This is a genomic window from Streptomyces sp. NPDC041713 (assembly GCF_055591085.1).
The window spans coordinates 63,822-76,368 of the sequence record NZ_JBVIZY010000006.1 but is presented as its reverse complement, the minus strand read 5'-3'; the positions used below and the strand labels follow the sequence as shown (position 1 = coordinate 76,368).

Sequence of the window (12,547 nt, the reverse complement as noted above, 5' to 3'; positions counted from 1 at the left end):
ATGTCTATCCGGTGACGCCGTACGACTCGGGCTCCCGCCACTGTTCGAACGGCCGGTCCATCGTGTACTTGCCGTCCTCGCCGAGCACCAGCACCCTCATCTCTCCGTTCCCCGGGTTGGACAACGACTCGAACTCCGCGACCGACCAGTGGAACCACCGCATGCAGAACAAGCGCATGGTCAGTCCGTGCGTCACAAGCAGGACGTTCGGCGGATGGTCCGGGGCCTCGAAACTCCGGTAGAGACTCTCCAGGAAGGCCCCCACCCGGTCATAGACGTCGGCCCCCGACTCTCCCTGCGCGAAGCGGTAGAAGAAGTGCCCGTACGCGTCGCGGTAGGCCTTCTGCAGGCGCACGTCGTCCCTGTCCTGCCAGTTGCCCCAGTCCTGCTCCCGCAGCCTCGGTTCCTCGCGCACCCGCACCAGCTCGGGATCGAGCCGCAGCGCCTGGAAGGTCTCGTGGGTGCGGCGGTAGGGCGAGACGTACACGCTCACCCGCTCGCGTCCGACCAGTTCCCGCAGGTGCTTGCCGGTCTCCTCGGCCTGGGACCACCCCGTCTCGGTGAGGGCGAGTGCGTGGTCGGGCTCGCGCTCGTACACGGTGTCGTCGGCGTTTCCGGCCGACTCGCCGTGCCGGACGAGGAAGATGCGCCGCGGGCGTGCCATACGGAAAGCCTAGATCGGGTCACCGGCGGGCTGCTCAGTCGGGTAGCCGCCCGGACTCCATCCGGCGTATTCGCCCCGTGAAACGCCGGCGCAGCAACCGGTCGTGCGAGACGACCACCAGGGCTCCCGTCCACTGTTCGAGGGCCGCCTCCAGCTCCTCGACCAGGCCGAGCGCCAGGTGGTTGGCGGGCTCGTCGAGCAGGAGCAGGTCGGCGGGTCTGGCGAGCAGCCGCGCGAGGGCCAGCCGCCGCCGCTGGCCCGCGGACAGGGACCCCACCGGGACGTGCAGGTCGCGGGGGCGGAACAGGCCGAACGAGAGGAGCAGTTCCCGCTGCTCGTCCATGGCGAGCCCCAGCCCTCTGCCGAACACCTCCAGGACGCGTTCCGTGGGCCGTCGGACCGGTATTTCCTGGGCGAGATAGCCGATCCGGCCTCTGCGGACGACGGTGCCCGCATCGGGTTCGAGCACGCCCGCCATGGCGCGGAGCAGAGTGGATTTTCCCGCGCCGTTCCCGCCATGGATCAGCAGTCGTTCGCCGGCCGAGACGGTGAGCGAGTCCACGGTGAGGCGCTCGCCCACGCGCACGTCCCGCAGGGTCACCAGGGCTCCCTCGGCCGCGCCCGTCACGGGTCGCGCCACGAACCGCAGCGGTTGCGGAGGTTGGGGCACCTCCTGTTCCCGCAGTCTGCGGAGCCGCTCCTGGGCGTTCCGAACCCGCCCGGAGACGGACGCCTGAACCCGCCCTCCGGCCCGGTCGTAGGCCATCTTGTTGTTGTCCTTCATGCCGCGGCCACCGGCAACGGTGTGTGCCGTCGTCGCCATGAACTCCTGGAGGCGACTCGTCTCCTCGCACCACTGCGCGTACTCCTGCTCCCAGCGTTGTCTGGCGGCCGCCCGCTCCGCGACGAGTCCTTGGTAGCCACCGCCGTGCCGCACGACGGAGCGGCGGTCCGCGTCCACTTCGAGGATCGCGGTCGTGACGCGCTCCAGGAACGTGCGGTCGTGGGAGACGGCGACCACCGTGCCGCGGTGTGCGGACAGGGCCTCCTCCAGCCAGTCCAGCGCGCTCTCGTCCAAGTGGTTGGTCGGTTCGTCCAGGAGCATGAGCTCGGGTGACGCGGCCAGCAGGCAGGCGAGGCCCAGCCGGGCCTGCTCGCCGCCGGACAGGCTGCCCAGGATTCTGTCCCGGTCGATGTGGGCTAGGCCCAGTCCGTGCATCGCCTTGTCCACGCGCGCGTCCGCCTCGTAACCACCCCGCAGCTCGAAGGCGGTCAGGAGGTCGCCGTACTCGCCCAACTCCCGCTCGGTGGCGGCTCCGAGTCCGGATTCGAGATCGCGCAACCGCGCTTCCATCGTTCGCAGTTCGGCCAGCGCCGCGTCGATCGCGTCCGCGACGCAGCGGTCGGCCGGGAGTCGTGGCGTCTGCGCGAGGAGGCCGACACCTCCCTCTGCGACGGTCACCACTTCGCCCCCATCGGGCCGCTCGTCGCCGGAGATCAGGTGCAGCAGCGTGGACTTCCCCGCGCCGTTCTCCCCCACCACTCCTATGCGCTCGCCCGGACGGATCGCGAGAGACACCCCGTCGAAGAGCAGGCGCTCCCCACGAGTCTTGGTCACACCATGCAGAGAGATCTGAGTAGGCATGGGCAAAGCACCCCCCGGTTTCACGTCCGGCCAACAAACGCTACGGCCACCAAACGCAACTGCTGTCGCATTACGACGAGTGTGACACACTGTCGAAGCTAATGCAACGCGAGTAGCGATAAATTTGCGGCGCGAGATTCCGCGGGAGCCGCGGCATGCCGAGGGAGAGGAACGAAGCGATGAGCGAGCGAGATGAGGAGCCGGCGAACCCCGCCCCCGGCACCCGCCGCCCCGGCGGCCGCACGGCCCGCACCCGCGCAGCCGTCCGGGACGCCGTGCTGAGCGGCCTCGCCGACCACGGCTACCCGGGCCTCACCGTCGAATACGTGGCCGATCACTCAGGGGTGCACAAGACCACGCTGTACCGGCGCTGGGGCGGCCTCGAGGGCATGGTCGCGGACGCCCTGGACATGGCGGGTGAGGACACCTGGACCCCGCCGGACACGGGAAGCCTGGAGGGTGACCTGCGCGAGCTGGCCCGCGAGGTGGTCGAGTCCTTCTCCGACGAGGCGGCCGCCTCCGCACCGACCGCGTTCGTCGCGGCGGCGTTCCAGTCGCAGAGGGCCGCCGACGCCCTGCACGCCTTCTACGCCGAGCGGTTCGGACGCTGCGAGACGGTCGTGGCGCGCGCCGTGGCCCGCGGCGAAGCTCCCCCGGACACGGACGCGGCAGCGCTCGTCCGCGCCGTTTCGGCCCCGCTGCTGCTCCGCGTATTCATCACCCGCGAACCGGTCGACGCGGCACTGGCCGACCAGTCGGCGGCGGCAGCCGTCGCAGCGACCCGCGAGGGCGCGTTCGCTCGGAGGTGACGCATGGCAGATCAACCAGCCACCCCGGCCACCCGGCCACTGACTCACCCAGTCACCCAGTCACTGAGTCACTGAGTCACTGAGTCACACCGTCCACGACGGCTCCAACTCCACGATGTCTCCCGCGAGCGCGGAGACATCGGCGTCCGTCTGCGCCCGGAGCGACAGGCGTTCCACCCGCTCGGCGCGGTACTTGCCGTGTTCGGCGGCCGACTGCCACATGGAGAGCACCAGGAACTCGTGGCCCGGCGCCTCTCCGAAGAGTCCGCGCACCATGCCCGGTGAGCCGGCCATCGCCGGGTTCCAGACCTTCTCCTGCATCAGCGCGAAGTGTTCGACCCGCGCCTCCCGGACCCTGCAGTGCGCGACACGCACCACGTCGGCGTCCGTGAAGCGCGGCTCGAACCCGGTCTTCACGTCGAAACGGTGGTCGAAGAGCTTGGCCCGGAGGTTCTTGTGCGTGCCCGCCTGCGCGGCCGCGAGGCGGTCGTGCGAGCGGGCCATGAAGGAGTCGTAGAAGGCGCGGCTCTCCCAGAACGCGAAGACGTGCGCGACGCCCTGCCGCCCCCGGCTCCACCCCCCGCCCTGCCCCCGGAACCCCGGCTCTCCCAACAGCCCCGCCCACTTTCGCTGACCTCGTTCGAACCCCCGACGGTCCACCACGGTGCAGCGAATCCACTTGACCAGCACCGCGCCATCGTACGGCGCGGAGCCCGGCCCGGGTCACGCTCCGGCGTAGTGCGCCCTGATCAGCTCCGCAGCGTCGGCCGCATCGAGTTCGATACCGAACTCCCGGTCGAGAACGGACATCAATTCGCCAACAGGAACGCTTCGTTCGTCCACCGTGCCCTCCGCGCGCGTGAGCGTGAACTGATCGCCCACGAGGCGCCGACGGACCTTTGGCCCGGCCTTCTGCAGTACTGGGCGGCGGATGAACGACGACCGGGGATGGGTCGACGTGTAGTGGTTCATCACCACGTAGTCGACGGGAAGGCGGCGTTCCTGGGTGTACGCGTAGAGGTCGAACCAGCCGTCGGGGCTCTGCGTCTGCAGCACCAGGACGCCCTCGTCCTCCTGCTTGATGCGGTAACGCCACTCTCCTTGTTGCCGTTCCACGCCGGCGCGCAGCGGGATGGGTTCGAGCAGCCCGTCGGCGCCGAAGCCGACGTCGCAGTGGAACGCCTCGCCGTCCACCTCGACCTTCAGGAGCATGTGCGTCACCGCGCGCGTGACGGAGGCCCCGGCCCTGACGCGGGCCCCGAGGCCGGTGACGTCGAAGCCGAGGCGTTCGAGGGCGGCCGCGAAGAGCAGGTTCTGCTCGTAGCAGTAGCCGCCCCGCCGGCTGTGGAGCAGCTTGTTCTGCAGTGCGGGCAGGTCCAGCGGGACCGGCCGGCCGAGCATCATCTCAAGGTTCTCGAAGGGGATGGCCGCCACGTGCTCCCTGTGCAGGAGGCGCAGCGTGTCCAGATCCGGCTTCGTCCCGCCCGTGTGCCCGAGTCTCGCCAAGTAGGCCTCGATATCGAGTTCTTCCCCGTTCCAAGTCATACGCCCATGATCCCCCGTTGTCAGGGGTACGTCGTAGCGTGGGTGTCGGACATGCCTGGTGGATCCGCAGCGGCCAGGTCACGAGGAGGGGGATATCCGGTGAGCAGTGTCAGCAAGGGAATCAAGAAGGTCGAAGTCGGGCTCAAGTGGGACCCGAGCCCGGCCGGGACGCCGCCCAATGATCTCGACATCATCGCCGCGACGTACGCGGCGGACGCCCCGTACGGCAGCCCGGTCTATCTGGTGCACTTCGACAGCCGCTCCCCCGACGGCACGATCACCCTCAACCGGGACAGCAGGACGGGGCAGGGGTTCGGCTTCGACGAGGTCATGACCCTGGAACTGGACCGGCTGGCGGGCTCGTTCGTCCGGGTCGTCGTAGGTGTGGCCATCCAGCAGCAGGAGGGGCAGAGGGTCTTCGGAGAGATCGCGAACACCGCGGTCCGCATCCGCGAGGGGTACACGGAGCTGGCGCAGCTCGACCTGTCCGAGGTCTCCGGGTACCCGGCGTCGACCGTCGCCGAGTTCACCCGGGACGAGTCCGGGGCCTGGTCGTTCCGCCAGGACGTCCGCGGCTTCGACACCGACCCGACGACGTTCGCCTCGGTCATGGGCTCCGAGCGCTGAGCCCCCGCCGCCGTCCGTCCGCGCAGCCGCGGCGGCGACGTACTCGTCGGAGCCGGCGGACGGGCGGCGTGGCCGAACAGGGTCCCGACGCAGAAGGGAGGGGCGACGGCCCATGGCCATCGCCCCTCCCTCACAGAGGACGCGCTTCGGGTTCAGCTACGTCGAATCTCGCATCCGACGCCGTTCCACCCGGTCACAGCGGCTCCGCCCGGTCAGCGCCCGGTCAGCTGCAACCGCTGGTCGAGCCGCAGCCCTCGCAGATGTAGCAGGAGCCCGCACGCTGCATCTTCGTACCGCACGAGAAGCACAGCGGCGCGTCGGCCTGGATGCCCAGCTGCATCTCCACGAGCTCGGCGCTGGTGTGCGCCTGCTGCGGAGCGGCCTTGGTCGCCTCCGACTCGGCCTGCGGCGTGGCGACGGCCTTCAGGGACTCGGTCTGCCGGGGGGCGGACTGCGCCAGGCCCTCGACGTCGACCTCGTCCTCGTTGGGCTCGTACGACCCGGTCTCCAGGTGGCGCTGACGCTCCTCGGCGGAGTGGATGCCGAGCGCGGAGCGCGTCTCGAAGGGCAGGAAGTCGAGCGCCAGGCGGCGGAAGATGTAGTCGACGATCGACTGCGCCATCCGCACGTCCGGGTCGTCCGTCATGCCGGCCGGCTCGAACCGCATGTTCGTGAACTTGGAGACGTACGTCTCCAGGGGCACGCCGTACTGCAGACCGACCGAGACGGCGATCGAGAAGGCGTCCATCATGCCCGCGAGGGTCGAGCCCTGCTTGGACATCTTCAGGAAGACCTCGCCGAGACCGTCGTCCGGGTAGGAGTTGGCCGTCATGTAGCCCTCGGCGCCACCCACCGTGAAGGACGTGGTGATGCCGGGACGCCCCTTCGGCAGACGCTTGCGGACCGGGCGGTACTCGACCACCTTCTCGACCGCGGCACGGATCGTGTCCTCGGTCTTCTCGGTGATCTCGGCCTTCGCCTCCTCCTTCTTCTTGGCGGAGAGGGGCTGGCCGACCTTGCAGTTGTCGCGGTAGATGGCGAGCGCCTTGACGCCCATCTTCCACGCCTCGAAGTAGACCTCTTCGACGTCCTCGACGGTGGCGGTCTCCGGGAGGTTGACCGTCTTGGAGAGGGCGCCCGAGATCCACGGCTGGATGGCGGCCATCATGCGGACGTGGCCCATCGCGGAGATGGAACGCTCGCCCATGGCGCAGTCGAAGACCTCGTAGTGCTCGGGCTTGAGGCTCGGGGCGTCGATCACATTGCCGTTCTCGGCGATGTGGGCGACGATCGCCTCGATCTGCTCCTCCTGGTAGCCCAGGCGGCGCAGGGCCTGCGGCACGGTGCCGTTGACGATCTGCATCGAGCCGCCGCCGACGAGCTTCTTGAACTTCACCAGGGCGAGGTCGGGCTCCAGGCCCGTGGTGTCGCAGGACATCGCGAGACCGATGGTGCCGGTCGGGGCGATGACCGACGCCTGGGAGTTACGGAAACCGTTCTTCTCGCCGAGGCGGACCACGTCCTGCCAGGCCTCCGTGGCGGCGGCCCAGATCGGCGAGTCCAGGTCGTCCACGCGGATGGCCGAGGCGTTGGCGTCGGCGTGCTGCTTCATGACGCGCTGGTGCGGCGTGGCGTTCTTGGCGTACCCGTCGTAGGGACCGACGACCGCGGCGAGCTCGGCGGAACGCTTGTACGAGGTACCCGTCATCAGCGACGTGATGGCGCCGGCGAGGGCGCGGCCGCCGTCGGAGTCGTACGCGTGACCGGTGGCCATCAGCAGGGCGCCGAGGTTGGCGTAGCCGATGCCCAGCTGACGGAAGGCGCGGGTGTTCTCGCCGATCTTCTGGGTCGGGAAGTCCGCGAAGCAGATGGAGATGTCCATCGCGGTGATGACCAGCTCGACGACCTTGGAGAAGCGCTCGGAGTCGAAGGACTGGTTGCCCTTGCCGTCGTCCTTCAGGAACTTCATCAGGTTCAGCGAGGCGAGGTTGCAGGACGTGTTGTCCAGGTGCATGTACTCGCTGCACGGGTTCGAGCCGTTGATGCGGCCGGACTCCGGGCAGGTGTGCCAGGCGTTGATGGTGTCGTCGTACTGGATGCCGGGGTCGGCACACGCCCACGCGGCCTCGGCCATCTTGCGGAAGAGCGACTTGGCGTCGACCTCCTCGATGACGTCACCGGTCATCCGGCCCCGCAGACCGAACTTGGAGCCGGACTCCACGGCCTTCATGAACTCGTCGTTCACGCGGACCGAGTTGTTGGCGTTCTGGTACTGGACGGACGTGATGTCGTCGCCGCCCAGGTCCATGTCGAAGCCCGCGTCGCGGAGCGCGCGGATCTTCTCCTCTTCCTTCACCTTGGTCTCGATGAAGCCCTCGATGTCGGGGTGGTCGACGTCGAGGATGACCATCTTCGCCGCGCGGCGCGTGGCGCCACCGGACTTGATCGTTCCTGCGGAGGCGTCGGCACCGCGCATGAAGGAGACGGGACCCGAGGCGTTGCCTCCGGAGGACAGCAGTTCCTTGGAGGAACGGATGCGGGAGAGGTTCAGGCCGGCGCCGGAGCCGCCCTTGAAGATCATGCCCTCTTCCTTGTACCAGTCGAGGATCGACTCCATGGAGTCGTCGACGGCCAGGATGAAGCAGGCGGACACCTGCTGCGGCTGGGGCGTGCCCACGTTGAACCAGACCGGCGAGTTGAAGCTGAAGATCTGGTGCAGGAGGGCGTACGCCAGCTCGTGCTCGAAGATCTCGGCGTCCGCGGGCGAGGCAAAGTAGCTGTAGTCCTCACCGGCCTTGCGGTACGTCTTCACGATGCGGTCGATCAGCTGCTTGAGGCCGGTCTCGCGCTGCGGGGTGCCGACGGCCCCGCGGAAGTACTTGCTGGTGACGATGTTGACCGCGTTCACCGACCAGAAGTCGGGGAACTCGACGCCACGCTGCTCGAAGTTGACCGAGCCGTCGCGCCAATTGGTCATGACGACGTCTCGGCGCTCCCAGACCACCTCGTCGTACGGATGCACGCCGGGGGTCGTGTGGATGCGCTCGATACGCAGACCCTTGCTGGCCTTGGACCCCTTGGCGCGGGAACCTCGTGCCGGGCCGCTCGTCGTCTCGGTCATGCCGCCTCCCTGTATCAGGCTAAAACGCCCTGAAGTGCCACGTTCTTCCCTGTGGCACGGATGTGTGTCTGGTGTTGCGGACGTCGCAGAGGACGCCCTCAACAGGTCTGGTTCGCCGCCGGCCGGTCGGTCAGCCGGTCAGTCGGCGGCAGTGGCGGGCACCGGGACTTCGGCAGTCCCTCCGGGCCCGCGGTCGTTCACGACGCGCTCTCCGCCCGCGTCGCGCGGCTCCGCGTACAGCCGCTGTTCCCTCAGCTCTCCGATGGCGGCCTCGAAGTCCTCGAGCGAGTCGAAGGCCCGGTACACGGACGCGAAGCGCAGGTAGGCGACGAGGTCGAGCTCCTGCAGCGGGCCCAGTATGGCAAGGCCCACGTCGTGTGTGGTCAGCTCCGCGCTCCCGGTGGCACGCACGGCCTCCTCGACCCGCTGGCCGAGCAGCGCGAGCGCGTCCTCGGTCACCGGCCGGCCCTGGCACGCCTTACGGACACCGTTGATGACCTTGGTGCGGCTGAAGGGCTCGGTCACGCCGCTGCGCTTGACCACCATCAGTGAGCACGTCTCCACCGTCGTGAAACGGCGGGAGCAGTCGGGGCACTGACGGCGTCGGCGGATCGACGTGCCGTCGTCGGTAGTACGGCTGTCGACGACGCGGCTGTCGGGGTGCCTGCAGAAGGGGCAGTGCATGGAACTCCCAACCCTCCTTCACGGCACGACTCATAAGCCTCAACGACCCCTTGGGGCCCTCGAAGCAGCCCCCAGCATAGGCGATCCGCGAGGTCCTGGAAGACCACGGACCACAACTTCTGGGCTGCTGCCGCAATCCAACCACTAGATCTGGGGTTGGGCCGCTTTTTCGGTACCGCGCGTGTCGCGTCGCCCCGTCGGGCGCCGGGCGGACACGGCCGCCCAGTACGCCGCTCGCGGCGGGGGGCCGGTGCGGGGTTGACGGGGCGCCGGATGGCACTATGGGAGCCCCGCTGAGGGGCTCACGGTCCCGGCGGTGAAGCGTACCGTAATGAACCGAATTGCCTTTCGGTCAGAGCGTCGGCCATACACCCAAACACGTGATCGCGGCAGGCAACCTGCAATTTTTCACTCGAACGTGTGTTTGGCGCAACCTTTCGAAAGCAACTACCGTTGGCTAGCTAGGGAGAGAACATCTCGAGAGGGGCCGACCGACGTGACCACCACCGCTGACAGCGCCACCATCACTGCCCAGGACCGTTCCCAGAGCCGACTCGAGCCGGTGCATGCCATGAATGACGCAGCCACGAACCAGGAGGGGCCCGCGCCCACCCGCTCCCTGCCGGGCCGACCTCCAGGCATCCGCGCCGACAGCTCGGGACTGACCGACCGGCAACGCCGGGTGATCGAGGTCATCAGGGACTCCGTGCAGCGGCGCGGCTACCCGCCGTCGATGCGGGAGATCGGTCAGGCCGTCGGCCTTTCCAGCACCTCCTCCGTCGCCCATCAGCTGATGGCCCTGGAGCGCAAGGGCTTCCTGCGCCGCGACCCGCACCGCCCGCGGGCGTACGAGGTGCGGGGCTCGGACCAGCCGAGCAGCCAGCCCACCGACACCACCGGCAAGCCCGCCGCTTCGTACGTCCCGCTCGTCGGCCGTATCGCGGCCGGTGGGCCGATCCTCGCCGAGGAGTCGGTGGAGGACGTCTTCCCGCTCCCCCGGCAGCTCGTGGGCGACGGTGAGCTCTTCGTCCTGAAGGTCGTCGGCGACTCGATGATCGAGGCCGCCATCTGTGACGGCGACTGGGTCACGGTCCGCCGTCAGCCCGTGGCGGAGAACGGCGACATCGTGGCCGCCATGCTGGACGGCGAAGCGACGGTCAAGCGCTTCAAGCGCGAGGACGGCCACGTCTGGCTGCTCCCGCACAACTCCGCGTACCAGCCCATCCCCGGTGACGAGGCGACGATCCTCGGCAAGGTGGTGGCGGTGCTGCGGCGAGTCTGAGGACTCCGCCCCTGACCGGGCCCCGGGACCAACTGCGCCGGTCCCGGGGCCCTGCTGCGTCCGCGGCGGGTGGGTGGGCCGACGGGTGTCCGACCCAAGCCCGTATGCCGTGCCTGCCAGGCCCCGCCGCGTCTGCCAGGCCCCGCCTCCCGCGCCCTACGCGTCGCCCTCGACGGCCTTGGCCGCCGCGTCGATAGCGGCCAGCGAGCGGCGCGCCTGGTTGCGGTCCGTCGTGTACCAGAAGTCGGGCAGCGAGGCCTTCAGATAGCTGCCGTAGCGCGCGGTGGCCAGGCGGGGGTCCAGGATGGCGACCACGCCGCGGTCCCCTGACGCCCGGACCAGACGCCCCGCCCCCTGCGCCATCAGCAAGGCCGCATGGGTCGCCGCGACGGCCATGAAACCATTGCCGCCGGCGTCGTCCACCGCCTTCTGGCGGGCGCTCATCAGCGGGTCGTCGGGGCGCGGGAACGGGATCTTGTCCATGATCACCAGCTGGCAGCTGGGACCCGGCACATCGACGCCCTGCCAGAGCGAGAGCGTCCCGAACAGACACGTCCTGGGGTCCGCCGCGAAGCCCTTGATCAGCTCGCCCAGCGTTTCCTCGCCCTGCAGCAGGATGGGCACGTCCAGCCGCTCCCGCAGTTCCTCCGCGGCCCCCTGAGCGGCGCGCATGGAGGAGAACAGGCCGAGGGTCCGGCCGCCGGCCGCCTCGATCAGCTCTGCCAGCTCGTCCAGCATGTCGCCGCGGGTTCCCTCGCGCCCCGGGCGGGCCAGGTGCTTGGCGACGTACAGGATGCCCTGCTTGCTGTAGTCGAACGGCGAGCCGACGTCGAGGCCCTTCCAGACGGGAGCGTCCTCGGACTCCGTACCCTCCGGGGCGAGGCCGAGCGACGCGCCCACGCCGTTGAAGTCGCCGCCGAGCTTCAGTGTGGCGGAGGTGAGGACCACCGATCGGTCGGCGAAGAGCTTCTCCCTGAGCAGCCCCGACACGGACATGGGGGCCACCCGCAGGGAGGCACCGAAGCGCTCGTGCCGCTCGTACCAGACGACGTCCCACTCGGAGCCGTTCGTGATGCGCTCCGACACGTCGTGGATCGACTCCACGGAGGCGAGCGCCTGCTTGCGGACCGCGTCCTCGTCCTGCACCGACTTGTCGCGGGTCGAGCCGAGCGCGGAGATCACCGTCCGCGCGGCGTCGCGCAGCGCCATCAGTGCGTACCCGAGGTCTTCGGGGATCTCTTCCAGCCGGCCGGGCAGCGCCAGCTCCATCAGCCGCTCGAAGCCCTCCGCAGCGGTCTGGAGCTGGTCCGCCGCCTTTTCGTTGACCAGCTTGGCCACGCGGCGCACGGCGCGGTTCACCTGTCCCGGCGTGAGCTCGCCGGTGGCCACGCCGGTGACCCGGGAGACCAGCTCGTGCGCCTCGTCCACGATCAGCACCTCGTGCTGGGGCAGGACGGGGGCGCCCTCGATGGCGTCGATGGCGAGCAGCGCGTGGTTGGTGACGACGACGTCGGAGAGCTTGGCGCGCTCGCGGGCCGCCTCGGCGAAGCACTCCGCCCCGTAGGCACACTTCGAGGCGCCCAGGCACTCCCGGGAGGAGACGGACACCTGGGACCAGGCGCGGTCGGACACGCCCGGGGTGAGGTCGTCGCGGTCGCCGGTCTCGGTCTCGTCCGCCCAGTCCCGCATCCGCAGCAGGTCCTGGCCCAGCTTGCTGGTGGGGGCGGCCGCCTCGAACTGGTCGAAGAGCCCCTCCTCCTCGTCCTGCGGCATGCCCTCGTGGAGGCGGTGCAGACAGAGGTAGTTCGAGCGCCCCTTGAGCATCGCGAACTGAGGGCGGCGGCGCAGCAGCGGATGCAGCGCGTCCACCGTCCGCGGCAGGTCCCGCTCCACGAGCTGGCGCTGCAGGGCGAGGGTGGCCGTGGCGATCACCACGCGCTCGCCGTGCGCCAGGGCGGGCACCAGGTAGCCGAGGGACTTGCCGGTGCCGGTGCCGGCCTGGACCAGCAGGTGGGAGCCGTCGTCGATCGCCTCGGCGACGGTCTCGGCCATGGACACCTGGCCAGGGCGTTCCGTGCCGCCGACGGCGGTGACGGCGGCGTGCAGGAGCTCGGGGAGGGAGGGCTTCGTCATAGCGCGACCACCCTACGGTGCCCCACTGACATTTCGC

At 69.5% G+C, this 12,547-nt stretch carries 10 protein-coding genes; 3 read left to right on the top strand and 7 right to left on the bottom strand.

Annotation, left to right across the window (positions count from 1 at the left end; translation table 11 throughout):
- Positions 1 to 4 precede the first annotated feature (4 nt).
- Together ACZ6CV_RS19880 and abc-f are read right to left on the bottom strand one after the other, a co-directional pair.
- Positions 5 to 664, bottom strand: coding sequence for a histidine phosphatase family protein (locus tag ACZ6CV_RS19880; protein WP_469252072.1), 660 nt, complete (start codon positions 662 to 664; stop codon positions 5 to 7).
- 34 nt (positions 665 to 698) lie between these two features.
- Complete coding sequence (abc-f, locus tag ACZ6CV_RS19875; protein ID WP_469252071.1) at positions 699 to 2,309, bottom strand: ribosomal protection-like ABC-F family protein; 1,611 nt, start codon at positions 2,307 to 2,309, stop codon at positions 699 to 701.
- Positions 2,310 to 2,488: 179 nt separating this feature from the next.
- Here abc-f and ACZ6CV_RS19870 point away from each other — a divergent pair, with 179 nt between their 5' ends.
- Positions 2,489 to 3,118 carry a TetR/AcrR family transcriptional regulator gene (locus ACZ6CV_RS19870; RefSeq protein ID WP_469252070.1) on the top strand — a complete coding sequence of 210 codons (630 nt, stop codon included), beginning with the start codon at positions 2,489 to 2,491 and terminating at the stop codon, positions 3,116 to 3,118.
- 84 nt (positions 3,119 to 3,202) lie between these two features.
- Here ACZ6CV_RS19870 and ACZ6CV_RS19865 read toward each other — a convergent pair whose 3' ends face one another.
- Positions 3,203 to 3,808, bottom strand: a complete 606-nt coding sequence (locus tag ACZ6CV_RS19865) for a YdbC family protein (RefSeq protein WP_359326615.1) — start codon at positions 3,806 to 3,808, stop codon at positions 3,203 to 3,205.
- 33 nt (positions 3,809 to 3,841) lie between these two features.
- Positions 3,842 to 4,663 (bottom strand): arylamine N-acetyltransferase family protein, encoded by an 822-nt coding sequence (locus ACZ6CV_RS19860; RefSeq protein ID WP_469252069.1) that lies wholly within the window; start codon positions 4,661 to 4,663, stop codon positions 3,842 to 3,844.
- A 51-nt stretch (positions 4,664 to 4,714) separates the two neighbouring features.
- On the opposite strand from ACZ6CV_RS19860, the gene ACZ6CV_RS19855 reads away from it, so the two are divergent.
- Positions 4,715 to 5,290, top strand: a complete 576-nt coding sequence (locus ACZ6CV_RS19855; RefSeq protein WP_469252068.1) for a TerD family protein — start codon at positions 4,715 to 4,717, stop codon at positions 5,288 to 5,290.
- A 223-nt stretch (positions 5,291 to 5,513) separates the two neighbouring features.
- Here the strand turns inward: ACZ6CV_RS19855 and ACZ6CV_RS19850 are convergent, their stop codons facing one another.
- Positions 5,514 to 8,411: a vitamin B12-dependent ribonucleotide reductase gene (locus ACZ6CV_RS19850; RefSeq protein WP_469252066.1), complete on the bottom strand. Its 2,898-nt coding sequence runs from the start codon at positions 8,409 to 8,411 to the stop codon at positions 5,514 to 5,516.
- Between the two features lie 138 nt (positions 8,412 to 8,549).
- Positions 8,550 to 9,095: a transcriptional regulator NrdR gene (gene nrdR, locus ACZ6CV_RS19845; protein WP_355804347.1), complete on the bottom strand. Its 546-nt coding sequence runs from the start codon at positions 9,093 to 9,095 to the stop codon at positions 8,550 to 8,552.
- 496 nt (positions 9,096 to 9,591) lie between these two features.
- Here nrdR and lexA point away from each other — a divergent pair, with 496 nt between their 5' ends.
- Positions 9,592 to 10,377 (top strand): transcriptional repressor LexA, encoded by a 786-nt coding sequence (gene lexA, locus ACZ6CV_RS19840; RefSeq protein WP_355804345.1) that lies wholly within the window; start codon positions 9,592 to 9,594, stop codon positions 10,375 to 10,377.
- 156 nt (positions 10,378 to 10,533) lie between these two features.
- Here lexA and ACZ6CV_RS19835 read toward each other — a convergent pair whose 3' ends face one another.
- Entirely contained in the window at positions 10,534 to 12,510 is a 1,977-nt protein-coding gene (locus ACZ6CV_RS19835) for an ATP-dependent DNA helicase (RefSeq protein WP_469252065.1), read from the bottom strand.
- Positions 12,511 to 12,547: the final 37 nt, after the last annotated feature.